Origin of the sequence: Kineosporia rhizophila (assembly GCF_021277265.1) — a bacterium.
Classification (GTDB): Bacteria; Actinomycetota; Actinomycetes; order Actinomycetales; family Kineosporiaceae; genus Kineosporia; species Kineosporia rhizophila.
Map to the genome: position 1 here is coordinate 56,165 of NZ_JAJSOH010000016.1, position 24,299 is coordinate 80,463.

The 24,299-nt window shown below is 70.6% G+C and carries 24 protein-coding genes; 10 read left to right on the forward strand and 14 right to left on the reverse strand.

The features are described 5' to 3' along the window. Positions 1-207 precede the first annotated feature (207 nt). Together LWF15_RS21790 and LWF15_RS21795 are read left to right on the forward strand one after the other, a co-directional pair. On the forward strand, positions 208-2,472 hold the full coding sequence (locus LWF15_RS21790; RefSeq protein WP_232812737.1) for a glycoside hydrolase domain-containing protein: 2,265 nt from the start codon (positions 208-210) through the stop codon (positions 2,470-2,472). Between the two features lie 17 nt (positions 2,473-2,489). Then, positions 2,490-3,773, forward strand: a complete 1,284-nt coding sequence (locus tag LWF15_RS21795; protein ID WP_232812738.1) for a glycosyltransferase — start codon at positions 2,490-2,492, stop codon at positions 3,771-3,773. Between the two features lie 46 nt (positions 3,774-3,819). Here LWF15_RS21795 and LWF15_RS21800 read toward each other — a convergent pair whose 3' ends face one another. From LWF15_RS21800 to LWF15_RS21815, 4 genes are all read right to left on the reverse strand, one after another. Further along, positions 3,820-5,055 carry a serine hydrolase domain-containing protein gene (locus LWF15_RS21800; RefSeq protein WP_232812739.1) on the reverse strand — a complete coding sequence of 412 codons (1,236 nt, stop codon included), beginning with the start codon at positions 5,053-5,055 and terminating at the stop codon, positions 3,820-3,822. A gap of 79 nt (positions 5,056-5,134) precedes the next feature. Beyond that, positions 5,135-6,754 carry a PucR family transcriptional regulator gene (locus LWF15_RS21805; protein WP_232812740.1) on the reverse strand — a complete coding sequence of 540 codons (1,620 nt, stop codon included), beginning with the start codon at positions 6,752-6,754 and terminating at the stop codon, positions 5,135-5,137. Next, positions 6,754-7,866 (reverse strand): o-succinylbenzoate synthase, encoded by a 1,113-nt coding sequence (gene menC, locus LWF15_RS21810; RefSeq protein ID WP_232812741.1) that lies wholly within the window; start codon positions 7,864-7,866, stop codon positions 6,754-6,756. The genes LWF15_RS21805 and menC overlap by 1 nt, the downstream gene beginning before the upstream one ends. After that, positions 7,863-8,738: a hypothetical protein gene (locus tag LWF15_RS21815; RefSeq protein ID WP_232812742.1), complete on the reverse strand. Its 876-nt coding sequence runs from the start codon at positions 8,736-8,738 to the stop codon at positions 7,863-7,865. Before LWF15_RS21815 ends, menC begins: the two co-directional genes overlap by 4 nt. 187 nt (positions 8,739-8,925) lie before the next feature. Here LWF15_RS21815 and LWF15_RS21820 point away from each other — a divergent pair, with 187 nt between their 5' ends. Beyond that, positions 8,926-9,603 carry a hypothetical protein gene (locus tag LWF15_RS21820; RefSeq protein ID WP_232812743.1) on the forward strand — a complete coding sequence of 226 codons (678 nt, stop codon included), beginning with the start codon at positions 8,926-8,928 and terminating at the stop codon, positions 9,601-9,603. A gap of 24 nt (positions 9,604-9,627) precedes the next feature. Further along, positions 9,628-10,359 (forward strand): TetR/AcrR family transcriptional regulator, encoded by a 732-nt coding sequence (locus LWF15_RS21825; protein ID WP_232812744.1) that lies wholly within the window; start codon positions 9,628-9,630, stop codon positions 10,357-10,359. Positions 10,360-10,375: 16 nt separating this feature from the next. On the opposite strand, the gene LWF15_RS21830 is transcribed toward LWF15_RS21825, so the two are convergent. Further along, positions 10,376-11,230 carry a helix-turn-helix domain-containing protein gene (locus tag LWF15_RS21830; RefSeq protein ID WP_232812745.1) on the reverse strand — a complete coding sequence of 285 codons (855 nt, stop codon included), beginning with the start codon at positions 11,228-11,230 and terminating at the stop codon, positions 10,376-10,378. Positions 11,231-11,420: 190 nt separating this feature from the next. Here LWF15_RS21830 and LWF15_RS21835 point away from each other — a divergent pair, with 190 nt between their 5' ends. Next, positions 11,421-12,365 carry an NADP-dependent oxidoreductase gene (locus LWF15_RS21835; protein WP_232812746.1) on the forward strand — a complete coding sequence of 315 codons (945 nt, stop codon included), beginning with the start codon at positions 11,421-11,423 and terminating at the stop codon, positions 12,363-12,365. Positions 12,366-12,369: 4 nt separating this feature from the next. On the opposite strand, the gene LWF15_RS21840 is transcribed toward LWF15_RS21835, so the two are convergent. Next, a complete protein-coding gene (locus LWF15_RS21840; RefSeq protein ID WP_232812747.1) occupies positions 12,370-13,644 on the reverse strand; it encodes an MFS transporter in 1,275 nt (424 codons plus the stop codon). A gap of 19 nt (positions 13,645-13,663) precedes the next feature. Then, complete coding sequence (locus tag LWF15_RS21845) at positions 13,664-14,377, reverse strand: TetR/AcrR family transcriptional regulator (protein ID WP_232812748.1); 714 nt, start codon at positions 14,375-14,377, stop codon at positions 13,664-13,666. Positions 14,378-14,462: 85 nt separating this feature from the next. Here LWF15_RS21845 and LWF15_RS21850 point away from each other — a divergent pair, with 85 nt between their 5' ends. Next, positions 14,463-15,311: an SDR family oxidoreductase gene (locus tag LWF15_RS21850; RefSeq protein ID WP_232812749.1), complete on the forward strand. Its 849-nt coding sequence runs from the start codon at positions 14,463-14,465 to the stop codon at positions 15,309-15,311. A gap of 20 nt (positions 15,312-15,331) precedes the next feature. Here the strand turns inward: LWF15_RS21850 and LWF15_RS21855 are convergent, their stop codons facing one another. From LWF15_RS21855 to LWF15_RS21865, 3 genes are read right to left on the reverse strand one after another with little or no spacing between them, the layout of a single operon-like run. Continuing rightward, positions 15,332-16,153 (reverse strand): DNA-formamidopyrimidine glycosylase family protein, encoded by an 822-nt coding sequence (locus tag LWF15_RS21855; RefSeq protein ID WP_232812750.1) that lies wholly within the window; start codon positions 16,151-16,153, stop codon positions 15,332-15,334. 37 nt (positions 16,154-16,190) lie between these two features. Then, on the reverse strand, positions 16,191-16,598 hold the full coding sequence (locus LWF15_RS21860) for a YunG family protein (RefSeq protein WP_232812751.1): 408 nt from the start codon (positions 16,596-16,598) through the stop codon (positions 16,191-16,193). Positions 16,599-16,654: 56 nt separating this feature from the next. After that, positions 16,655-17,386, reverse strand: coding sequence for a tyrosine-protein phosphatase (locus tag LWF15_RS21865; RefSeq protein WP_232812752.1), 732 nt, complete (start codon positions 17,384-17,386; stop codon positions 16,655-16,657). A gap of 112 nt (positions 17,387-17,498) precedes the next feature. Here LWF15_RS21865 and LWF15_RS21870 point away from each other — a divergent pair, with 112 nt between their 5' ends. Then, entirely contained in the window at positions 17,499-17,993 is a 495-nt protein-coding gene (locus tag LWF15_RS21870; protein WP_269810632.1) for a DapH/DapD/GlmU-related protein, read from the forward strand. 188 nt (positions 17,994-18,181) lie between these two features. On the opposite strand, the gene LWF15_RS21875 is transcribed toward LWF15_RS21870, so the two are convergent. Then, positions 18,182-19,426: a glycoside hydrolase family 18 protein gene (locus tag LWF15_RS21875; RefSeq protein WP_232812754.1), complete on the reverse strand. Its 1,245-nt coding sequence runs from the start codon at positions 19,424-19,426 to the stop codon at positions 18,182-18,184. 509 nt (positions 19,427-19,935) lie between these two features. On the opposite strand from LWF15_RS21875, the gene LWF15_RS21880 reads away from it, so the two are divergent. Next, positions 19,936-20,481 (forward strand): DUF234 domain-containing protein, encoded by a 546-nt coding sequence (locus LWF15_RS21880; protein ID WP_232812755.1) that lies wholly within the window; start codon positions 19,936-19,938, stop codon positions 20,479-20,481. Positions 20,482-20,534: 53 nt separating this feature from the next. On the opposite strand, the gene LWF15_RS21885 is transcribed toward LWF15_RS21880, so the two are convergent. Continuing rightward, a complete protein-coding gene (locus LWF15_RS21885) occupies positions 20,535-20,906 on the reverse strand; it encodes an HPF/RaiA family ribosome-associated protein (protein ID WP_232812756.1) in 372 nt (123 codons plus the stop codon). 99 nt (positions 20,907-21,005) lie between these two features. Here LWF15_RS21885 and LWF15_RS21890 point away from each other — a divergent pair, with 99 nt between their 5' ends. Then, positions 21,006-21,413, forward strand: coding sequence for an OsmC family protein (locus tag LWF15_RS21890; RefSeq protein WP_232812757.1), 408 nt, complete (start codon positions 21,006-21,008; stop codon positions 21,411-21,413). A 7-nt stretch (positions 21,414-21,420) separates the two neighbouring features. Here the strand turns inward: LWF15_RS21890 and LWF15_RS21895 are convergent, their stop codons facing one another. After that, positions 21,421-22,068 (reverse strand): LysE family translocator, encoded by a 648-nt coding sequence (locus tag LWF15_RS21895; protein ID WP_232812758.1) that lies wholly within the window; start codon positions 22,066-22,068, stop codon positions 21,421-21,423. Positions 22,069-22,231: 163 nt separating this feature from the next. On the opposite strand from LWF15_RS21895, the gene LWF15_RS21900 reads away from it, so the two are divergent. Then, positions 22,232-23,332, forward strand: a complete 1,101-nt coding sequence (locus tag LWF15_RS21900; RefSeq protein WP_232812759.1) for a ScyD/ScyE family protein — start codon at positions 22,232-22,234, stop codon at positions 23,330-23,332. A gap of 53 nt (positions 23,333-23,385) precedes the next feature. On the opposite strand, the gene LWF15_RS21905 is transcribed toward LWF15_RS21900, so the two are convergent. Further along, complete coding sequence (locus tag LWF15_RS21905; RefSeq protein ID WP_232812760.1) at positions 23,386-24,297, reverse strand: GNAT family N-acetyltransferase; 912 nt, start codon at positions 24,295-24,297, stop codon at positions 23,386-23,388. Between the last annotated feature and the right edge of the window lie 2 nt (positions 24,298-24,299).

Below are 24,299 nucleotides of genomic sequence, written 5' to 3' on the forward strand. Positions count from 1 at the left end.
CCCGCCCCGCAGGGGCGGGCCGGGATCTCACCCAAGGCGATGGGGCCCGAAGTCCACCAGGACTCGTACTGGGGACGCCCGTCCTCTGGTCGGGTTCGACGGCACCTGGGTGGCTGGTGGCCACCGCACCGGTGGGAACGTGCCGTGATCATCGCCGCACCGGGCGCTGGAACCACCGTTCGCCGCTGCGAGGTGGGATATTCGCGTATGGCGATCCCGAGGCAGTCGCAGACCACCACCGTCCGCCACCCGTCGCTGGAGGACGTCGACCCGTTCATCGGGACGGCGGCCACCGACCTGCCCACCCCCGGTGGCCTGGCCGCGACCTGGTGGTTCCCCAAACCCCAGGTCGGCAACACGCACCCGGGCGCCACCTCACCGCTGGGCATGGTTTCGGCCTGCGCCTACTCCGGGGCCTACCCGACCGGATACGGACGCTACGGCAAGAACACCCAGGGCGTGCCCGAGACCATCTTCGGCCGGCTGCAGGCCAGTGGCTTCACGCACTTCCAGCAGAGCGGCACCGGGATGATCCGTAAGTACTACAACTACGTCCGGGTCACCCCGATGATCCAGCCGCTGGACGACCTGGGCAGCTCGTGGGAGCTGAGCGACGAGGTCGCCCACCCCGGCTACTACGCGGCCACCCTCGACACCGGCATCCGCTGCGAGATCACGGTCGGCGAGAAGGTGGCCGTGCACCGTTACACCTTCCCCGAGAGCCGCAGCGCCCGGGCGGTGGTGGACCTGTCCTGCGGTGGGCTGGAGATCGAGCGCAGCCGGACGGTCCCGCTGCGCGCCCAGGTCGAGATCACCGGCCCGGGCCGGGCCCAGGGCACGGTGGTGGTGGAGGGGGTGCCGCTGTCGTTCTACCTCGAGGTGGACAGCCCGGGCTGGCGGCAGATGCTCTGGCACGACCGGCGTCTGATCGACGGCGGCACCCGGCTGGACTTCGACAGCATCCGGCAGAGCACGCTGCGCGCCTTCGGTCTGGTGTTCCTGGGCAAGGCCCGGGCCGGGCAGGAGGTGGAGCTGCGGATCGGCTTCTCGCTGCGCGGCCCGGAGCAGGCCCGGGCCAACCTGGAACGCGAGTGCGACCCCCGCCGCTCGTCCTTCGACCAGGTACGCGAGGGCACCGCCGCCCGCTGGGCCGCCTACCTGGGCAAGGTGCAGGTCGAGGGGGGCACGCCGGCGCGGCGCACCGTGTTCAGCACCGCGCTCTACCACTCGCTGATCAAACCCTGCATCGCCGACGACGAGAGCCCGTTCTGGCCCTACGGCGGGCCGTTCGCCTTCGACGTGTGCACCATGTGGGACATCTACAAGACCCAGCTGCCGCTGCTGGAGGCGATCGCCCCGCAGCGGGCGGTGGACCTGATGGAGTCGCTGATCCGGGTGTGCGAGGAGGAGGGCAACTTCCCCATCGGCTACCGGATGGCCCGCGGCGCCGACCGTTTCTCCCGTCAGGGCTCGGCGCTGGCGCACACCGCGCTGGCCGACATCCACGCCCTCGGGATCGGCGACCTGGACTGGGCCTGGGCCCTGGTGCACATGGACGACGACCTCCGCCGGCAGTACGGCGAGGAGTTCTTCGACCGGGGCGTGGTGCACCCGATCACCCACACCCTGGACCTGGCCTTCGCCCACCACTGCACCGCCCGGATCGCCCGGGCGCTGGCCGACGACCACCTCGGCCGTAGTCTGGCCGAGCCGAGTAACAACTGGGTTAACGCTTTTGAACCGGGCACCGGGCTGCTGCAGGACTCCACGTTCTACGAGGGCGGCAAGTGGAACTACTCGTTCCGCCTGATGCACGACATGGCCGCCCGGATCGGCCTGGCCGGTGGCGACACCGCCTTCGTCGGCCTGCTCGACGCCTTCTTCGGCCGCGGCGCCGCCCCGGTGCGCCAGCCCGGCCTGTCCCCCTCCGTCGACGAGATGATCGCCGGCTACGCGCTGAACCGGTTCGAGGGCCTGAACAACGAACCCGACATGGAGGCCCCCTGGGCCTACTACTGGGCGGGCCGCCCCGACCGCACCGCGGACGTCGTCCACTCGGCTCTGACCTGGCAGTTCGGCACCGGGCCGGGTGGGCTGCCGGGCAACGACGACTCCGGCGGGCTGAGCTCCTGGTACGTGTGGGCCTCGCTCGGGCTGTTCCCGGTCGCCGGGCAGGACCTGTTCCTGATCCACCCGCCCGCGTTCGCCCAGGGTGCGGTGCAGTTCAGCCAGGGCGAGCTGAGCATCGAGTGCAGCGGGCACGTGGAGCACCCGATCAGCAGCGACGGTATCGACGGCGAGCCCCCGGTGCAGTACGTTCAGTCCGCCACCCTCGACGGGAAAACCCTGGACAGTCCCCACGTCCCGGCTCACGTCCTGCACCGGGGCGGGCGTCTGCACCTCCGGCTCGGTCCGGAACCCTCTGCCTGGGGCGGGACGATCCGCCCTCCTTCGCTGTCCGACCGGTCCTGAAACGAATTGGGTACCCGATGAGTCTTCCCCGCCGCCTGGTCATCATCGTCCGGGCCGACCCGGTGATCTGTGGTCACTCCGGTGAGGCGCGCAACCTCGCCGAGGTCGCCCTGACCCGCGGTTTCGACGACGTGCGCCTGCTCACCTGGCCGATGCCGGCGCTGGAGGCGGCCGGCCTGCCGCTGAAACCCCTGGACGGGCTGCTGCCCTACAGCCCCGGCATCACGGTCGAGCGCCCGGAGCCGGTCGGCGACTACCGGGTGCCCGACGGCCGCTACCTGGCCGGGCTGACCGGGCGGCTGGTCGAGCTGCTGAGCGAGCCGGTGCCCACCGTCTGCCTGTCGATGTACCTGGTGCCGCACATGAACGTGGTGATCGACGCGGTCACCGCCGCCCGCGCCGCCGGGCTGCGGCCGCAGGTGCGCACCATGGCCAAGGCGGTCGGCTCGGACGTGACCAACGTCATCCGCAACGCCCTGCGGGACAACCACTTCGGCGCCGCCATCGCCCTGTTCACCACCTTCCTGGCCAACGACGAGCTGATCGCGGTCTCGGAGTACACCCGCGACGAGATCGTGGCCTGCGCCGAGGAGGTGGACCGGGTCGTCGGCACCTCCTTCGCCGGGCCGTGCCGCAGCCGGGTGGTGATCGGCTATCCCCCGATCGACACCTCGGCCTACCTCGACCCGGCCCCCGAGGCGGTCGAGGCCGCCCTGGCCCGCCGCGGCCTGGAGCGCGACGGCTACGTCCTGTTCCTGTCCCGGGTGGCCCGCGCCAAGGGCGTCTACGACCTGGTCACCGCCTTCGGCCAGGCCCGCTGCCGGGAGCAGGTGAAGCTGGTGATCGCCGGCACCGGGCCCGCTCTGGAGCACATCCAGGCAATGGCCCTGGAGGACGAGCGGATCGTCTTCCTGACCGACGTGGACGACGAGGAGAAGCCGCTGCTGATGAACGGCTGCGCGGCCTACACCCTGCCCACCAAGCCCGAGCCCGACTTCGTCGAGACCTTCGGCATCGCCCTGGTGGAGAAGATGCTCTCCGGCGGCGGCCCGGTGATCACCACCCTGACCGGAGGCACCGGCGAGGCGGTCGGCGACACCGCGATCGTGGTCGAGGCCGGCTCGGTCACCGCCCTGGCCGAGGCGATGGACCACGCCGTGCTCGAACTGAGCACCGACGAGCGGCGCCGGATGGCCCAGCGGGCCCGCGAGTACGCCCTGGCCTTCGACCGGGAGCCGGTGTTCGACGCCCACTTCGGCCCCCAGGACAGCCCGGTGGCCCAGATGCAGAACGCCCAGTGAACCGGGCCCGGGTGGCGCTTGCCGAAGGGCCACCCGGGCCGGATCGCTACCGCAGGGCGCTGGTCAGCCCGGCCACGTCCGAGTACGTGCCGGAGGGGGCCTTCTTGCCGAACATCGCACACACAGCGGTGGTCTGGGCCTCCCCGTACGCCTGGGCATAGGTGGCCAGGGCCGGGTCGTTCTCGTCGGCGACCGCGATCAGCGCGGTGTTGACGTCACCGGAGACCGAGCGTTTGCCGTCGGCGCTGACCAGGGTGGTGGTGCCGTGCCCGAGGGTGCCGCCGTCGTGGCCCCAGGCCGTGCCGCAGGCCGTGTCCGTCGCGAAGAGCCCCAGCCCGTAACGGAAGGCGCCCTCCTCGTCGACGTCGACGGTCTTCTTCATCTCGGCCAGCTGGGCGGCCGGCAGCACCTTCCCGGACAGCAGGGCGCTGTAGAAGGTGCTCAGGTCGCGCGAGGTCGAGACCACTGCACCGGCGGCGCCGGCCCAGCTGAGGGTGTGCCCGGAGGTGTCGGTGTAGCTGAACTTGCTGTCGGCGATCTCGGCCGCGTAGCCGTGGGCGAAGCCCGGGCCGGTGTCCTTGACGAACGGGTCGGCCAGGTAGGTGTCGCGCAGCTTCAGCGGCTTGGCGATGCGTTCCTGGACGAGGTGTTTCACCGGGTGCCCGGTGACCTTGCGCAGCAGCTCGCCGAGCACGATGTAGTTGGTGTTGGAGTAGTACCAGCCCTGGCCCGGCTGGAAGTAGGGCTTGTGGGTGAAGGCGCCCTTCAGGATCTCCTGCGGGGTGACCACGCGGGTCGGATCGGTCAGGGCGCCGGAGATGAAGTCCTCGTCCTCGGTGTAGTTGAACAGACCGCTGGTGTGCTGCAGCAGCATCCGCACGGTGATGTTCTTCCCGTCGGGCACCACCCCGGGCAGGTACTGCTCCACCGGCGCGTCGAGTTTCACCTTGCCCTGGGCCACCAGCTGCAGGGTCAGGACGGAGACGAAGGTCTTGGTCTGGCTGCCCGCCTCGTACTGGTCCTTGTTCCGGATGCGCCGCTGGGTGTTCAGGTCGGCCAGGCCCGCGGTGGCGGTGCGCACCTGCTGCCCGTCGTTCACCCGGACCAGGTAGCCGACCGCCCCGGCCTCGACCATCGCGTCGGCGGTGCGCTGCAGATCGTTCTTGGGCCGGTCAGGGCCTGCGGCCTGTGCGGTCGTGCCGGCCAGAGCTGTGGTGGCCAGCACCGCCGCGACGCCGAACGCCGTGGCTGCGCTGCGGCTGAGATGCCGAGTACTCGTCATGGTCCCCCCTCGTTGTTACGCCTTTGTGACCCCTCGTCTGTTTCAGACGAACCGCAACGCCGATCAGTGCCCGGAGCACCTACAACCGGTGCAGGCGCAACTGCAGCATCAGGGCGAACCGCTGTTCGGCGTCAGCCAGGTCGATCTCACCGACCTCGCCGGCCCGCCGCAGCCGGTACCGAAAGGTGTTCGCATGCACGTACATCGCCCCGGCGGCCGCGTTGACGTCACCGAAGGCGTCCAGCCAGGCCCGCAACGTCCCGACCAGGTCGCTGCCGTGCGCCCGGTCGTAGTCGATCAGCCGGGCCAGCGCGCCCCCGGGCTCCTCGCCGCGCGCGGCCACCTGATCCCGCAGCTCCAGCAGCAGGGCCTCGGCCTGGACGTCGTCAAGGTGGGCCACCCGGCGTCCGCGCGGGCTCTCCCGCAACACCCGCAGAATGCGGTCGGTGCCCGAACGGGCCCGGACCAGGCCGGTCACGTCGTGAGCCACCGGACCGATCGCGACCACCGGCCGCAGGCGCTCCCCCACCCGGTCCAGGAAGTCCCGCGCGATCCGGCCGCCGGGCTCAAGCGCCGATCCTGGCGGCGAAGGCACCAACCCGTAGACCACACCACTGATCAGAGCCGCGGCCGAACCCGGGTGCAGCGCGCCCAGGTGCATCGCGAACGCATCGGCCAGGCGTTGCTGCTCCTGGGCCGAGACACTGGCACTCACAGCCGGGTTCGTCATCGCCACGCCGAACACCATCAGTGAGCCCCCGGACAACCCGAGCCGGTCCAGCGCCTCCCCCGCCCCGGCACCTCCGGCCAGGGCGGTGCTCAGCAGGTCGGCCCGCACCCGGCGCTGCACATCGGCCCCGGCCCGCACCCGCAGCAGGTGCAGGGCGACCAGTTTCGCGGCCTCGCCGAAGGCCTCGGCCCGGGCCTCGCTGAGCCGGTGCGGCGTGGCCGCCCAGATCGAGCCCAGCACCTCGTCGCCGGCCCGCACCGCGATCGCCACCCGGGGCACCGGCACGGAGTCGCCGAACTGCACCGTGTCCACGTAGACCGGCCGGTCCGAGCGGTAGAGCTCGCGGAAGACGCCGCGCTCGCTCAGCACGGCCACCACGTCGTCGGGGACATGACGTCCGAGGATGGTCTCCACCCGGGAGGCGTCGGCCTCGTTCTGCCGGCCGGAGAAGGCCAGGACGCGGGAGCGGCGGTCCTCGATCGTGATCGGGGCGTCCATCAGGGCCGCGACGGCGTTGGCGACCGCGAACAGGTCACCGGCGGGCAGGCCTCCGAGCGAGTCCGGTTCCACCGGGCCGACGTCGCCCTCGGCCAGCAGTGACCGCAGCAGCGCGGCCAGGTGCGCCCAGGGCACGCCCCGGCTGAGCCCCAGCAGGCACACCCCGGCCTGGTCGGCGGCGGCCCGGACCGACGCCGGGGCCGGGACCGGCGCCCGCACCACCAGGGCGAGCGCCTGGTCCCGGCCCAGCCGTTCCAGCAGGCCGATCACCTCCTGCGCGGTCTGCAACCCCACCCCCAGCACCACCGCGTGCGGAGGCAGCGGCGGCTCGTCGACCGGGTCGTGGATCACGACGGCGCTGATCTCTTCCGGCCGCTGCGCCTGCCCGTGCACCACGTCGAGCAAGGTCACGCCCAGGTCTTCCAGCACCCGGCCCAGACTTGGGCGGTACCGGTCCGGGGTGGCGGGCATCAGGCCAGGCTAGCGACCCATTCGGTGCTGGTGGTGACCTCGGCCAGCCGGTCGGGCAGGGGCAGCAGCCCCAGTCCCGGCCCCTGCGGCACCGGCAGATGGCCGTCCTGCAGCACGAACGGCTCGGTGATGTCGGCGGCGTAGTAGCGGCCGGAGGACGAGGTGTCTCCGGGCAGGGTGAATCCGGGCAGGGCGGCCAGGGCCACGTTGGCGGCGCGGCCGATCCCGGTCTCCAGCATTCCGCCGCACCAGACCGGCACACCGGCCGCCACGCACACGTCGTGGATGCGGCGGGCCTCCAGGTATCCCCCGACCCGGCCGGGCTTGATGTTGACGATCTGGCAGGCGCCCAGCCGGATCGCGGCGGCCGCCGAGTGCGCCGAGACGATCGACTCGTCCAGGCAGACCGGTGTGCGGATGCGCTGCTGCAGGTCGGCGTGCCCGAGCACGTCCTCCTCCGGCAGCGGCTGCTCGATCAGCAGCAGATCGAAGGGGTCCAGCTCCGCCAGCCGGCGCCAGTCCGCCAGCCGGTACGCGGCGTTCGCGTCCACCTGCAGCAGCACGTCGTCACCGAACCGCTCACGCACCGCCCGCACCGGCGCCGTGTCCCACCCCGGCTCGATCTTCAGCTTGATCCGGACGTAGCCCTCGTCCAGATATCCCTGCACCGCATCCAGCAGCGCCGGCACCGAATCCATGATCCCGACCGAGACGCCGCACGGCACCCGATCCCGCACCGCCCCCAGCTCCCGTGCGAAAGACCGCCCCTCAGCTCGCAGCTCGGCATCCAGAACGGCCGCCTCCAGCGCCGCGATCGCCATCCGGTGGCCGTAGAAGCGCGAAAGCACCTCGGCCACCTGATGTGCCCCGGCCAGCTCGACCCCCGCCAGCGCCGGGATCAGGAAGCGGCGCAGAACATCAGCCGCTCCTTCGACGTACTCCGAGGAGTACACCGGCTCCGACAGGGCCACGCACTCGCTCCAGCCCTCGCCCACGTCCGTGACCGCCCGCAGCAGCAGGATGTCCCGGCTGGTCTGGGTCCCGAACGAGGTCCGGAACGGCGACACCAGTGGCATCTCGACCCGGCGCAGTTCGACTCCGGTCAGCTTCACGCATTGTTCCCTTCCAGCCGGGCGCTCTCCCGCGCCACCACGTACCCGCCGTCCTTGTCGAACCCCGTCACCCGCGCGCCCTGAGAAAGCAGCTCCTGCAGTGTCTCCCGCACCCGTACCCGCCATTCGCGGGCCAGGGCGGGGTTGTTCAACCGCAAATTAGTGACGTTTGTTGGCACCGCAACCAGACTCAGCTCACCATTCGTGCGTCCCGGTTCGGGTCGCCCGGCACCGTCCCGCCCGAGCGCCACCACCGCCCCCGCGGTGCTCACCGCCACCGGGACACCGGCAGCCGCCTGCACGGCCCGGGGCCCGCGCAGACGCCAGTGCACCAGAAGCCGGTCGGAGTCCTCGTCGCCGTTGATCTGGTCTTTCATCGGGCCGTAGAAGTCGGGCAGGTACTCGACCGCCGCAGCCCCCAGCTTGGCCAGGTTGAAGTAGGCGTTCCGGCCGATCAGCGGGTCGAACGTCCAGGAGATCGCCCCCACGCCACGCTCCAGCACCCAGGCCCGCTGATCCTGCTTCAGAGCGAAACCCACGTTGCGTCCCACGGATCCGGAACTCACCCCGGCGACGTGACTGTGCAGGGCGTCTTCGGCCGGGGCATGGAAGAAGCCGACGCACGCGCCGACCAGTTCGCCGTCGCGGTAGGCCCCGCTGACGTAGCTACCCGCCTTGCTCAGCGCCCGGAGCAACTCCACCGAGACCGGGGGCCGACTGTCGCCCCAGATGGAGTTGAACAAGGTGACGACGCCGGCCATCTCCGGCAGGCTGCGCACCTCACGCACACTCACTCCGGCGGCCCGTGCGGCGGTCTCGGCCGCCTGCCGGGCCAGGACCAGATCCGGGTCGACCCCGGTCCCCACTGTCATCGCGTTGCGGCTCCTCGGTAAGGCGTTCCTCGTCCTTCACCACGCTGCCACGGGCGGCGCTCGAGCCATTCGTCCGTTCGAACCAAAAGACCGGCCTTCGCCTGTACTGACGAACAACCACTTGAGCGATCGCTCAAATCCCACTACGGTCCTTGTTGAGCGATCGCTCAAACTCGAGGAGGTCAGTATGGGCGCCGACCGGCAACCAGCAACGGTCAGGGCGCCGGACGAACAGCACGCGTGCTACCGGCCGAGCGGGCAGCTGAGCGAAGTGCGCTGGATGCACCTGAGCGTCGCCGCTCTGGGAGCCGGGCTGCTGGGCGGCGTGCTGACCGCCCTGCTGACCGTCGCGGCGTCGAGTTCGACGGAGTGGTTCCCGGCCAGCTGGGTCACCGGGGTGCTGGTTCCGCTGGGGGTGCTGGCCTGGGTCGCTCGTCGGCTCAACCGGGCGGGAAAGACCCCGACGCAGAAGACCCCCGCCTACCTCCCCGCGGGTGCGATGGCGGTGGCTTTCGGCGCGGCAGCCCTCACTGCTCTGCTGGAGAGCCAGAGGGAAGTGGACTGGGCCGACCTCGACCTGGCGTCGATGGTGCCGACGGGCACTTTCGCCGGTGTTACGGGTGGAACGGTCGGCCTGGTGACATCGGTTCTTGCCGCGGCAATCTCAGTGAGTCTGCTGATGGAACAGCGCGGGCGGATCAGCCTGGCCGGTGCTCACATGCTGGTGGCCTGGGTGGCCGGCCTGCTCACGTTCGCAGCCGCAGGCTGGATCGCCTTCGTCTTCGGGCAGCCCCTGGTCGTGTTCCCGGCCGTGGCCATGGCGGTCACCACAGCCCTGCGGGCCGCCCGGCACAGCCTGAGCTGACGGGGATCTGGTACCACAGTGAAGGTGACCCCCACCCAGTCCCCCGAACCGGCGAAGGCGAGCCCGTCGTCCTCAATCAGTGAAAGCCGGCCCCGCCCCCCCGGCAAGAAGAGCCCCCGCAAGACCGAGACCGTCGACCGGCTGATCGAGGCGGCGTTCACCACCCTGCGCACGCACGGGATCGCCGGCACCTCGGCGCGCACGGTCGCGGCCACCGCGCAGACGAACCAGGGCCTGATCTTCTACCACTTCGGCAGCATGGAAGGCCTTCTGGCCGAGGCCTGCCGTCGTTCCACCGAGCGCCGGGTCATGCTCTACCGCGATCGTTTCGCCGAGGTCTCCTCGCTCCGGCAGCTTCTTTCGGTGGGCCGGGAGATCCACGCCGCCGAGCAGGCCGAGGGGAACGTGGCGGTGCTGGCCCAGTTGCTCGCCGCCGGGCAGACGGATCCGGTGCTGGGCGAGGTCACGGCGCAGGCGCTGAACCAGTGGGTCGCACAGATCGAGACGGTGCTGGAAAGGCTGCTGCGCGAGTCACCTTTGGGCGAAATGGTCGACGCGGCGGGCCTGAGTCGCGCGGTAGCCGCGTCTTTCGTCGGGCTGGAGTTGTTCGAAGGGGTCGCTCCGGCCGAAGGTGCCCTGGCGATCGACGCCCTGGACCAGCTGGGGGCGCTGGTCGAGGTGATGGAAGGACTGGGTCCGGTGGGGCGTCAGGCCATGCGGATGCAGGTGAAGCGCTCGCAGCGGCGTTCGTCCTGAACCCCGCCGCCCGTGCTCACCCCGGCCCGGGCCGGTCCAGCAGCACCACGGCCGGGCCCGGGGCCGCGTTGACCACCTCGGTCAGCCGGGCCTCGTCGGCCGAGCCGGGCGCCGCGGTCAGCATCAGGGCGGCCAGGTCGTCACCGGGGATGGCGAGCAGGTTCCCGACCAGCGTGACCGGGTCGCCCTCGGGGTGGATGAACGCGGCGCTGCTCTCGTAGGCCAGGACCGGCCGCGGTTCCCGCCACAGGGTGTCGAACAGCCGGCTGCGGGTGCGGATGTCGTCGACCAGCTCGGCCAGCAGGGCGTCGTTGGGGTAGCGCAGGAAGGCGCTCTTCAGCTGCGCCGCCAGGATCGACTCGTGGTCGGTCGCGTCCGTGTCGGACTGCTTGAAGCCGTCGACCGGAAGGCAGAACGAGCGCCAGGCCACGTTCCAGTCCCAGCGGCCCCCGGGCAGGTCCCAGTGATCCAGGGCCAGGAAGGCGCTGTTGACGGCGATCAGGTTCATCGCCGCGTCGGACACGAACATCGGTGTGTCCGAGAACCGCTCCAGCAGCCGCGTCGCCCCCGGGCCCAGCTCGGACGGCACCTGCCCGTCCGCGGCGGCGTACCCGGCCAGGGCGCACAACCGCTCGTAGTCCGCCCGCCCGGCCCGCAGCGCCCGGGCGATCGCGTTGACCACACCGGCCGAGGGGTGACTGCGCCCCTGCTCGAGGCGGCGCACATAGTCCGCCGACATCCCGGCCAGTTCCCCGAGCTCCTCGCGCCGCAACCCGCGCACCCGCCGGTTGCCGCCTTGCAGCCCGACGGTCTCGGGAGCCGTGCTCTCCCGCAGGTGACGCACTGCCGCGCCGAACTCGTAGCGTTCCACGCCGCCCAGTCTGCCCCCGCATCCGCTCCGATGGTGAGCCCCGCAGGCGTTCCGCCGGATAAGTCACAGAACCGCGGTACGAGCAACCCGCCGCCAGGGTGGGCCGGTCCGGCCCAGGATGAACGCCCCGGAACCTGCGACGTTGGGTGGAGCCACCCCGGCAGCACCTTCCACGAGAGCAGGTTCAGTGATGAAAGCCGTACGTTTTCACCAGTTCGGCGGTCCCGAGGTCCTGAGGTACGAGGACGTCGAGCAGCCCGTTCCCGGGCCGGGCGAGGTACGGATCAAGGTGGCCGCCACCTCGTTCAACGGTGTCGACGCCAACATCCGGGCCGGCTACATGCAGGGCCCGATCCCGGTGCAACTGCCGCACACTCCCGGCATCGACGTCTCCGGCACCGTCGAGGCGCTGGGCCCGGACGTCAGCGCCTTCGCCCTCGGTGACCAGGTCGTCGCGTTCCTGCCCATGACAGCCGCCGGGGCCGCCGCCGAATACGTGATCGCCCCGGCCGACGTCCTGACCGGGGTGCCGAAGAACGTCCCCCTCACCGACCTGGCGGCCCTGCCCACGGTCGGCCTGACCGCCTGGCAGGCACTGTTCGACCACGGCAGACTGACTGCCGGGCAACGGGTTCTGATCAACGGCGCCGACGGGGCGGTCGGCGGGTACGCGGTGCAGCTGGCCAAGGAGTTCCGTGCGCAGGTGATCGCGACGGCCAGTCCGCTCACGGCAGTTCGGGTCAAGGCCGCCGGCGCCGACGAGATCGTCGACTACACCCTCACCGACGTGGTGACGGCCGTGACCGAGCCCGTGGACCTCGTCCTCAATCTGGCCCCGGTCACCCCCGAACAGCTGGCCGCCCTGGTACCGCTGATCCGCGACGGCGGCACGCTGGTCAGCACCACCGTCTGGATGCCCGCCCCCTCCGACCACGAACGCAACGTGCGCGGCATCGACCTTTTCGTGCGCAGCGACACCGACCAGCTCGCCGACCTGGTCGCCCGGGTCAGCACCGGCGAACTCGTCGTCGATGTCGCCCAGCGCATCGCCCTGGCCGAGCTTCCCGCCCTGCACGCGCAGGCCGCTACCGCGCCGCTGCCGGGCAAGGTCGTCGTCCTCGCCCCTTCCGCCTGATCCTTCATCCGCGCGAAGCAGCCGGACTGTCTGCGTGGGCCGGCGTGACCCGTCTGAGCAGGACCGAGATCCCGCCCACCACAACGCAGACGGCGGTCAGCCCGATCAGGTAGCCGACACCGAGTCCCGCGCCGAGGGCGAACCCGGCCAGGGAGGGCGCCAGGACCGGGCCGATCTGGTTGAAGAGGGTGAAGATCGCGTTGTAGCGCCCGCGGAGCCGTTCCGGCGCCAGATCGTTGATCAGGGCCGGAAGGGTGGGTGAGAGGGTGGCCTCGCCGAGAGCGAAGACGCCCAGCGAGGCCACCATCAGCGCATCCCGGGCCGGTCCGTCCAGGTCCAGCAGCGCCGGGGATGCCAGCACCAGCCAGGAGCCGGCGAAGAACAGGGCCGCCACCGCCGCCACCTGCAGCCGGGAACGGCCCCGGGCGAAGCGGATGGCCGGTAGCTGGGCCAGCAGCAGCACGGCGATGTTGAGGGCGAAGGCCAGGCCGACGACCCGGCCGGAGCCTTCGCCCGGGCCGGTCACCCAGGCGCTGAAGCCGGAGTTGGTCTGGGAGATCGCGAACACCATGAGCAGGCTGTTCAGCAGGAGAGCCCCGAGCAGCGCCCGGTCCCGCAGCACCGGCCCGTAGCCGACCCGGCCCTTCGCCTCGGCGACGGGGGTTGCGGGCTCGTTCCCCAAGCGACCGGCCAGGAAGAGCATGGTCAGGGCGAACAGCAGGTAAGACGCGGCGTCGGCCAGCAGGATGGCCACATAAGGCCCGGCCTCCTGCCCGACGGTGACGAACCCGGTGATCAGCGCGCCGAGACCGAACGCCACATTGGCGCTGGTGTAGCGCAGGGCCAGCACCGAGCCACGCTCACCGGCCGGAGCGAGCTGAACCAGGAACGTGACGAAACCGCTCCACATCAGCCCGCTGCCGACCCCGTGCACGGCCGAGGCCGCGTAAGCCATCGGCAGCGCCGTGGCCAGGGCGAACAGGCCGATACCGAGACCGCCGACCACGAGCCCGGCCACGAACACCGCCAGCGGTCCGAACCGGTCGATCAATGGGCCGGTCAGCGGTGTCGTGGCCAGGCCGACCACCCCGATGGCGGCCAGCACCAGCCCGGCCTGCGGCAGGCCGATCCCCCGCACGGTGTGCAGGTAGACGATGAGGAACGGCATCGTCAGGCCGCTGCCCAGGCAGGACAGCATGTTGATGCCCAGCAGCAGCCAGGTGCGGCGGCCGATCGCGGGCAGCCAGGTAGAACGCGTGCTTTCAGCCGTCGGGTTCATCCGCTCCCCACCGAATCGCCTACGGGTTGGCCGCGATCACCCGATCCAGCCACTCGACCAGCAGACTGCGTTCGGCCGCGCTCAGCACCTCCAGCTGCGGCGCCGCTGCCCGCAGCGTGACGGCGACCCAGGCGTCGTCCTTCAATTCGGTTGTCTCAGTGAGGATCTGCGCGAGCACCGACTCGAGCATCGCGTCGGCGAGGCCGGGGTCGCGATCGGCGGGAGGCGTGGTGAGCAGGGCGGTGACGGTACCCACCCCCGCGGCGTGGATCAGCTCGGCGGCCCGCTCCTCGCTCACCCTCAGCCGGCCGGTCTCGGCCAGGCGGCGCACCCGCGCCCGCAGCACCTCCCGGCCCGCCTTCAGCGCCGGAGACTGCGCGGCCCGGGCCGGATCGCTCATCAGGTGGAACAGCGCCGGATGGGCCAGCCCGAACCCGATCTGCCCGGCCCAGCCGTCGCGCAGGTCTTCCAGCGGGTCGACGTCACCGCTCGAGGCCGCGGCGACCACGGCCGCCTTGGCGCTGACGTACGTGGCCATCGTGTGCTCGGCCACCGCCTCGAGCAGGCCGTCCTTGTCGCCGAAGAGCCGGTAGATCGCCGGGGCCTGCACCCCTGCGGCCTCGGCGACCGCGCGGGTGGTCACCGCGGCCGGGCCCCGTTCCTGGAGCAACCGGGCGGCCGTCTCGACGATCCGGGTACGGGTGTCGGTGCGGCGGCTGCTCGTCTCGGTCACGTTCCGACGATAACGCAGTCTTGTTATCGCCGTGATTCCATGGTTAACATCGAAACGCTTCCACCGTTACCAAGGAGTGTTTCTGATGATCGTCGTGACCGGAGCGACGGGTGCCCTCAACGGCGTCACCGTCGAGCACCTGCTCCACCGCATCCCCGCCGGCCAGATCGCCGTGGTCGCCCGCGACGTGGCCAAGGCGCAGCGCTTCGCCGACCTCGGCATCCAGGTGCGCCACGGCGACTACGCCGATGCGGCCGGCCTGCCCGTCGCGTTCGAGGGGGCCGACCAGCTGCTGCTGGTCTCCTCGAGCGACCCGGCCGCCGACGCGGTCGCCCTGCACCGCACCGCCATCGAGGCCGCGGTCAAGGTCGGCGTCGGCCGCGTTCTGTACACCAGCCACCAGGGCGCAGCGCCGGACACCCCGTTCGGGCCCGGCCGCGACCACCACGCCACCGAACAACTGCTCGCCGAGTCCGGCCTGCCCTGGACCTCACTGCGCAACGGCTTCTACGCCCACAGCCTTCACTGGCTCGCCGGCCCGTGGCGTGAGACCGGGCGCATCACCGTCCCTGCCGACGGCCCGGTCTCCTGGACGGCACGCGAGGACGCGGGAGAGGCCGCAGCCGTGATCATGACCGCCGACCAGGGGTTCGAGGGCCCGGTGACGCTCACCGCCGAGTCCGCCCCCACCTTCGCCGAGGTCGCGGTCATCGCCTCCGAACTCACCGGCCGGGACGTCCAGGTCGAGGTCATCGACCCCGACCAGTGGGTCGCGGCCCAGGTCGCCGCCGGGCAGCCGGAGTTCGTCGCCCGCTTCCTCCTGGGCATGTTCCAGGCCGCCGACCAGGGCTTCTTCGCCGGCACCGACCCGCTCCTGGGCACCCTGCTGGGCCGCGCCCCACGCACGGTCCGCTCGATCCTCGACGCCGGCTGATCAGACCGGCGGTGGCCTGATCAGGCCGGCGGCGGTGGCCCGGGCTGGCAGTGCGGGCACCACCACGTGCGACGGCGCTCCGGATCGCCACTGACCTCGGCAACCACCTGGATCCGGGTGCGGCAGCGCAGACACGGCTGCCCCGCCCGCCCGGCCACCCAGTGCTGCTGGCCGGGGCGGGTGTTGCCGGTGGTCACCTGAGCGGCGCCCGGGGTGTTCACCGAGAAGCGCAACAAACGCACGGCCAGCGTCACCAGCGCGGGAATGTCCACCTCACGCACGGGTGTCCAGGGTGAATGACCCCGCAGGAAACACAACTCGTTCACCCACAGATTGCCCAGGCCCGCCATCCGCGTCTGGTCCAGCAAAGTGGCAGCCAATGGACGCTCGTGGTCGCCGACGAGGCGACGCACCGCCTCGTCGGCGTCCCAGTCGGCCCGCAACGGATCCGGACCCAGGTGACCCACGACGTCCTTCTCCCGATCCGTCGGGATCAGTTCCACCACGGGCAGTTTCAGACCAGCGGCACTGAGGCCGTTCTCGAAGTCCAGCAGGACCCGGATGTCCGGCGTGAGCCTGCGCGGCAGCTGCTTCCCCGGGTTCAGGACCGTCCACGACCCGTCCATCCGCAGGTGCGTGTGCAGCGTGATGCCCGGCTGATCCGGCACCGTGAACCGGGTCAGCAGGTGCTTGCCGTGGGTGTCGGTCTTCACCAGCGTGGCCCCGGAGAGGTCCGCCGTGGCGTGCTGCGGCACCCGCAGGTCCGAGCGCCGCACCACCTGGCCGCGCAGGCGGGCGTTCAGACGGCGGGCGAGCAGATACACGGTGTCGCCTTCGGGCACCGGCCCATCCTGCCCCCGACCACCGGGTTCGGCCTGCTCAGGCAGCCGGTCCAGGGAGCCCGCCGATACGCTCGGCCACCCGCTGACGCAGCAGCAGGTATTCCGGCCCGCGTCGGGGCAACGGTCCGGCGGGCCGGGTGACCACTCGCGCGGCGGAGACGACCTGCCCCTCCCGGACCTGTTCGCGCGTCAGATCGATCTCCGCACCGGAGGCCAACCGGTTCCACCAATGAAACCCCTGCCTCTCCCCCTCGTGGTGAACCTCACCCACCACCAGATCACCGCCGAAGATGTCGTTGACGATCAGGGCGGTGATGTCGCAGTGCCCCCACGCCGGGTTCTCCGGCTGCCACCCTGAACGTTCGAGATCGTCCGGGGAGCAGGTGTCGGCAGCCCAGCCGGCGCGCAGGGCTTCGTGAAGGCTCAGCAGGTCCCAGGGAGTCATACGGGCATGCTGGCAGCGACCACCGACAAGGATGCTTCCGCGCGCGTCTCCCGACCCTACCCATCGACCAGGAGCCGTCGCCGCAGAAGCCGAACCGTCTCGTCCTTCAGTTCGACCTTGTCTTTCAGATAGCCGGGCACGGAACCGTAGGTGGCCTCGAGGTCGGCGAACACCAGTTCCATGATGATCGCCGGAGCACGGCCGTAGGAGGGCCAGGACAGGGTGCGCCCCGGATTGGCCGTTCGCCAGTCGGCGGCCAGCCGGTCCGTGGCCAGCTCGGTCAGTGCGAAGTCGGCCAGCACGTCCGGCCGGGGCACGTCCAGAAGGGTGAGCACCAGGGCGGCGACGAGACCGGTCCGGTCCTTGCCCGAGGTGCAGTGGAAGACCAGGGGCCCGGGATCCTCGGCCAGGTGCTCGATCACCTGGCGGATCTCCTGTGCACCGTCTTCGGCCACCTCCGCGAACCGGTCGGCGAGGTAACGCCAGGGGTCCAGGTCCGGATCGATGGTGGCCTGATCGTAGGGCCGGTGCTCGATGCTCAGATTGACGTAGGTGAAGCGCTCCGCCTCGGGAACGCGTCCCTTGGTCTCGATCTCCCACGGATAGCGCAGGTCGATCACCGTCCGGATACCCAGCTGCAGGAACGTTTCCCAGTCCGGCCCCTGGAGTTTGCCCAGCGAGTCGGCCCGGTAGACGGTTCCGGTGACGACCTGACGGTTGTCGACGGTGCGGTACCCGCCCAGATCCCGGAAGTTGTGCAGGCGCTCGAGGGTGACATGACGGTCCATGCAGCTGATCATCAGACGACGCGTACGGCCTCGGCAAGGTTCGGGCAGGCCGTAGGGTCGGGCTGTGTCCCGAGACCGGTTCCTGCGCATCCACAGCCCCGAGTTCCGGGCCATGTCCGAGCGGGTGCTGCGGGTCACCGCACTCACCTCGCGCCTGAACGTCCTGCCCTTCGACGACGAGGCCGGCCGCGCCGAGCTGCTCGAGCAGATCCTGGGCCGGCCCCTGCCCGCCCGGGTCACGATCTACCCGCCCTTCTTCACCGACCACGGGCTCAACCTCGACCTGGCCGAGCGGGTGTTCATCAACCAGAACTGCACGTTCCTCGACTACGCCGGCATCCGCCTGGCCGAACGCGTCATGGTCGGGCCCAAGGTCACCTTCATCACGGGCGGGCACCCGGTCGACCCCACGGAACGCCGGGAATGGCTCACCGGCGCCCCGATCGACGTGGCCGAGAACGTCTGGATCGGGGCGGGGGCCACCATCCTGCCCGGCGTCAGCATCGGCGCCGACGCTGTGATCGCCGCCGGAGCGGTCGTGGCCGAGGACGTGCCCCCTGCCACCCTGGTCGCCGGGCCCAAGGCCACGCAACGCAGGCAGTGGTGAGGGCACCGGCCCCGCTCCCCTCTACGGGTTGATGAAGCCGTCCCGGCGCATCCCGGACGCCTTCAGGTAGTCGGGTTCTTTCTCGTCCCAACAGGTCCGGCTCGTCGTGCCCCACGAGGGTTCCTCCCAGCGACCATGCCTCAGCACTTCCGCCAGTGATACGTCTTCGGGGCTTTGAGGGGTTGCCTCTACTTCAGCCCCTTGGCGATGGCCTTGGTCAGCGAGGCCTTGGCCGTGTCCCCGGAGAAGTCCCAGTAGAAGGCCCCGCCCAGCTTCTGGTTCTTGGCGTACTTCATCTTTCCGGCAATGGTTTTCGGGGTGTCGTAGCTCCACCAGTTGCGGCCGCACTTGGCGTAGGCCGTACCGCCCACGACACCGGTGGGCGGGCAAGTCTTCGCCAGCACGTTGTAGCTCTCGATGCCGGCCTCGAAAGTGCCCTTGGCCGGGCCGGTGGCCGCGCCGCCGGGTTTCTTCTGGGTGACTCCGGTCCAGCCCCGACCGTAGAAGGGCACGCCCAGCAACAGTTTTCTCGAGGGCACGCCCTGGGCCCTCAGGTTGGCGATCACGGTCTTGGAGTCGTAGCCGCCGACAGTGGCGCTGGGGTAGTCGCCCAGCGGTGAGTGCGGCGCGGTCGGGCCCTCGGGCTCCCACGTGCCGTGGTAGTCGTACGTCATCGGCATGATCCAGTTCAGGTACTTCGCGCCGAGCGCGTAGTTCGCCTTCGACAGCGTGCCGCCGGGCTGCCCGTCGCCGGTGATCGCCGAGGTCACCAGGTCGGTGCCGAAGGCCCTGCGCACCGCCTTCAGCAGGACCGGGTAGGCGTTGTAACCGCTCGCGTCGCAGGTGACGTTGCAGGCGTTGGGGTACTCCCAGTCGATGTCGATGCCGTCGAAGACGTCGGCCCAGCGCCGGTCCTCGACCAGGGCCCGGCACGAGCGGGCGAAGGCGGTGGGGTCGAGCGCGGCCTGGGTGAAGCCGGCCGAGCCGGAGCCGCCGCCGAACGACCAGAGCACTTTCAGCTTCGGGTGCTTCTTCTTCAGCTGGCGCAGCTGGTTGAAGTTGCCCGCAACCTTCTGCGAGGCCTGGTCGGCGCGGCCGCTGACCGATTGGGCGGCAGTGAATCTCTTCTGGTGGTCGGCATATTCGTCGCTGAGCCCGCACCGGCCGTTCTCCACCGAGCCGAACGCGTAGACGATGTGCGTGAGCTTGGCCGCCGCACCGCTGGTGTGCAGCTGTTTCACCTGCCCGACGGCGCCGCGGTAGGTGGCCCAGTTCGTGTAGTAGCCCACGACCTTGGGCTTCTTCGTGGCCGCCACCGTCAGGTCGGCCGAGGGGGTCACCGCACTCGCACCGAACGGGTTGAGCAAGGCGATCACCGCCGCCAGCACGACCGCCGCGCTCACTCCCCCGACGACGAACCCAGAACGCTTCACCGAAGATCCCCTCCCACCGGACAACCCCGAAAGACGCTAGCAGCCAGTTCGGCGGGCACGAGGTCGACCGCGACACCTTCGAGCGCACCCCCGGACCAGCTCCAAGGCCTACGCCGCCGCGGTGTCACGGCGCAGCAGGAAGGTGCCTCCGTCACCGAATCTGCCGTTCAGTTCCTGTCCGCCTTGACGGAATCCGACCTGCCCAGGGATCTTGATCTCCTCCCTAGCGCCCCACCCTCCGGTGGGTGGGGCGACCTGTTCCGCCTCCTGGCCTCAGCTCTGCCCGACAGCCCCTCCATCGTCGTCCTCGACGAGGTGCCCCGGCTCGCCGAGCAGGACGACACCTTGCCGAATTTGCCAACCCGGATGCTTCCCGGCGGGTTCTCGAGGCGGTCGGCGGAGCTTCGCGGGCGTTCAGCAACATTGCCGGCGCGGCTGGAGGCCGCGGTGGAGCCATCGCTTCCGGGACGCTCTCTCCCCTGCTGCGTCAGCTCAGTGAAGACAAGCAGGTGCTGGCAGTTGACCAGCCGTTGTCCGTCAGTGCTGGGAAGCCCGCTCTGTACCGGGTGGCCGACACCAGTCTCCGCCTCTACCTCGCCGTCCTACGAGACGTCCACAATCTGAGTGAGCGCGGTCGTTCCCAGGCGGGTTTCGCTCTCTTCCAGAACCGGTGGAGCAGCTGGCGCGGCCGGGCGGTGGAACCGCTGATGCGTGCCTCCCTCGAAGAGGCCGCTGTCACCGGGGATCTGCCCTGGCCGGGAGTTCAGGTCGTGGGCGGCTGGTGGAACCGGCAGTTCGACCCCGAGATCGACCTGATCGGGGCCGATCGGGGACCACTGGCGTCCACAGTTCATTTCGGTGGTTCTCTGAAGTGGTTGAACACCCCTTTCGAGACCCACGACCTACGTCAGCTCCGGCGCGGGCTCGAGCAGGTGCCCGGTTTCGACCCGGAGCACTCGGGGCTCGTCGTGGTCTCGCGTTCCGGCACCCAGCTCACCGAGGACGTCGACCTGGTCTGGGGGCCCGAGGACGTGGTGAACGCCTGGCGGCCGTGACCGGCGCAGGGGCCGTCCCGGCCGGTGACCTCACCGGCCGGGACGGCGGACGGTTACTGGGAGACGACTTCCTCGGGCAGTTCCGGCATCTCGGCCGGGGTACGGATCGAGTCGCGTCCGCGGCGGGCCGCGAGCTTGGCCGTGCTGTGCTCCAGCGACCTGGTCAGCTTGCCGAGGGCGCCGCGGAAGGCGTCGCCCACGTTGCCGGCCGAGTCGGTCACGACCAGCGACTTCACGCCGGCCAGGCGGGCGTCGAGGCTGCACTTGATGTCGTCGTTGCCGGGCTTGTCGCCGTTCTCGTCGCTCAGGTGGACATCGACCCGGACGAGCTGGTCGGCGTAGCGGGTGAGCGCCGACTCGAGCTCATCCTCGATCCAGTCCGTCTCGGTCTTGACGTGCTTGTCGGTCTGGACCTGAATCTGCACGAGCTAACCTCCATCGCGTTCTGATGTTGCCCGGCAGGCTTGCACATCCGCCCGGCCCTCGCCTCTTCACATTCGCGGCCGCGGTGCCATGCTGATGTCGTGGACGATCTCGGTGTCACCGTGAGCGCAGGCTCCTACCGCAGCACCGACCCGGAGGCGGTGCACTTCCCGCACCGCTGGAGCGACGAGGGGGTGGCGGTGCAGGCAGCGTTCACCGGCGCCCACCTGCTTCATCTGTCGGCTGCCGGCTGTGTCCTGAACGACGTGTACCGCGAGGCGCAGCGGCTGGGCGTCGCGGTCGCCGGGGTGCGGGTCTCGGCGACCGGCGACTTCGACACCGATACCTGGGTCTCGCAGGGCATCACGTACAGCGTCGAAGTCGACAGTCCCGCCGGCGCGGACGATGTGGCCGGTGTTCTGGAGGCAGTTGATCAGGTGGCGGAGATCCCCCGCGCCATCCGGGCCGGGGCCACGGTGCGGCGAGTGCCCGCCGCCGGTCAGGAGTAGCTCGAAGTCAGTGGCTGCTGGCGGCGAGCTTGATGCCGAAGCCCGCGATGACGGTTCCGGTGACGCGGTCCATCACCCGCCGGGCCGCGGGGCGCTGCAGCACGTTGCGCAGGCGGCGGGCGACGAGCACCAGAATCGTCGACCAGACCACGCCCAGTGCGATGTGCACGCAGGCCAGCAGCACACCGAAGGTCAGGGGTGAGGCCCCGGCGGGGATGAACTGCGGCAGCAACGCCACGTAGAACGCGCCCATCTTGGGGTTGAGCAGGTTGGTCACCGTGCCCTGACGCCAGCCCGACCGGAAACCGCCGCCCTCCCCCGTCGCCGGCCCCGACTCGTCCATCGTTGGTTCCCCGGCGGCCGGACGTCGGGTGCTCCAGAGCATGCTCAGGCCCATCCAGAGCAGGTAGGCCGCGCCCGCCCAGCGCAGTACCTCGTAGGCCAGCGCCGAGGCCGTCAGCACCGCGGTGATGCCCAGGGAGGTCAGAATGCCCCAGGTCAGCGTGCCGGTCTGGATGCCTGCGACCACGCCCCAGGCGCGTCGCGAGTGCCCGATGGCCGCGGTCCGCACGATCAGGGCGGTGTCCAGGCCGGGGGTCAGGGTGAGCAGGCCCACCACGAGCGCGAAAGACCACAAAGCGTTCAGCGTCGTCACGGACCCTGACCGTAGCGCAGCGACCCGCCCGGACGTTCGGCGTACCCCGGCCGGAGCGTTCGTTCAGAAGTGCCGCGTTCCCCCTCGCACGCGCAGACCCCCGTGCCAGCATCCGCTCGTCCTGGCTGACAAAAGTCAGCATCTACTTGGGGGAAGAAGAAGGATGACGCTTTCACGGCCGGCCATGACCCGCCTGAAGACCACCACGCGCACCGTTTTCGCGGCGGCGGCCACCATCGCCCTGGTCACCGCTCCGGCCACGGCGTTCGCCGCCGACCCGGCCAAGCCCCGCCCGCCCAAGATCAAGGTGCTCGACACCTCGGTCAAGGCACCGTTCCAGATCACCTACGGCCGCAAGACGCTCCTGGTCTCCGACGGCGCCGCCTCGACCGTGTCGAAGCTGTCCAGCAAGAAGCTGTACGAGCTGTTCAAGACGCCGGAGGGCCTCAGCGCGCTGGCGATGAACTCCCGCGGCGACGTCGCCTACGGCATTCAGCAGGGCGATGCCGAGAACGGCGGCCCGACCACCCGCGCCGAACTGGTGATCAAGGGCAAGAAGCAGACGCACACCGCGGACCTGCTGGCCTACGACAAGACCAGCAACCCCGACCAGGCCGTCTCGTACGGCATCGACAACCCCACGCCGTGCCAGGAGGCAGCGTTCGCAGCCTGGGGCGGCGCCAAGTACAACGGCGGCGTCGACTCCCACCCCTACGCCGTGGCCGCGCTGGACAAGACCTCGTGGGTGGTGGCCGACGCCGGCGGCAACGACCTGCTCAAGGTGGACGAGAAGGGCAAGGTCAGCACCCTGGCCGTGCTGCCGCGCCAGGCGAGCACGATCACCCAGGAAGGGGCCGACGCGCTGGGCCTGCCCGCCTGCGTGGTCGGCGCGGTCTACCACTTCGAGTCGGTGCCCACCGACGTCGAGGTGACCAAGACCGGCCTGCTGGTCAGCCTCCTGCCCGGCGGCCCGGAAGACCCGAGCCTGGGCGCCCGCGGCTCAGTCGTCCACGTGGACTGGCAGGGCCAGGTCACCACGGTCGCGGGTGGTTTCCTGGGCGCCACCAACCTCGCGGTCGACCCCAAGGGCAGCATCTACGTGGCCGAGATGTTCGCCGGACGCATCTCCAAGGTGGAGAACGGCAAGGTCTCCAAGTACGTCGACCTGCCCAACGCCCTGTCGCTGCAGTTCGCCCACGGCAACCTCTACGCCGGAACGCTCGCCTCGCCGAGCGGGCCGGGGAGCATCGTCTCGATCAGGTAGCGCGGCCCGTGGTGGGGCGGTCGCAACGACGCCCCACCACGCCGACCGGCTCCTCACCGCAACGGCAGCACGTAGTCGAAGGCTCGCGACTCCACGTGGAAGCCGAGGCTGGTGTACAGGTTCTCCGGCCGGGACGGGTTGCCGAGAGCCACTGCGAGCCCGGCCACCTCGAAACCGGCTCGGGCGCAGGCACTCAGGAAGTGGCTCAGGAGGGCACCCGCAACGCCACGCTGACGGTACTCGCGGCGGGTCCCGACCCGGGCGATCCAGACCTCACGGCGCTCGCCGGGCCACTCCTCGGCGTGCAGGTACCCGACCGGCCTATCGCCGTGGCTGATCGTGAAGGACAGGTCCGGCCGCAGCTGCGGCTTGGCCAGCATCTGCTCCTGCCAGTCGGCGGCCGACCAGTGGTGAGCGCCCGGCACGTCGGCGAACACCTCGTTGTGCAGGGCCAGCATCACCTGCGGCTGATGGGCAGGATCCAGCGGCGCGATCGAGAACCCCTCCGGCGGCGGCATCGAGGGCAGGCCGCGCAGGGTGTGCTCCATCGTGATGGCTCCGCCGTCGGCCGCGAAGCCCCGGGCCAGGACCGCGTCTGTCCACATCCGGTCCGCCGGATCGGCCGAGACCCGGATCCGGGTGGCGCCACCGGCTGTGCGCCGGGCCTGCTCGAGCATCGCCGTCATCAGCAGCGAACCGGTCGCCCGCCCGGGGTGATCCGGATGGACGCCGCCCGCACCGAGCAGTTCCGATCGCCGGCCGGGCCGGAGCCGGAAGTAGCCCACCAACGTGCCGCTCTCGCTGAACGTCCCCATCAGCTGGGTTCCGCTGCAGTCCACCGAGCCGTGGAACGCGTCGAGACTGGCCTGGGGAGAGAACGGGGCGCTGTGTGCGTGGGCGTCATGGATGGCTTGGGCCAGCTGCTGCCAGGCCGCACAGTCGGCCTGGGTCAGACTTCTGAGCATGC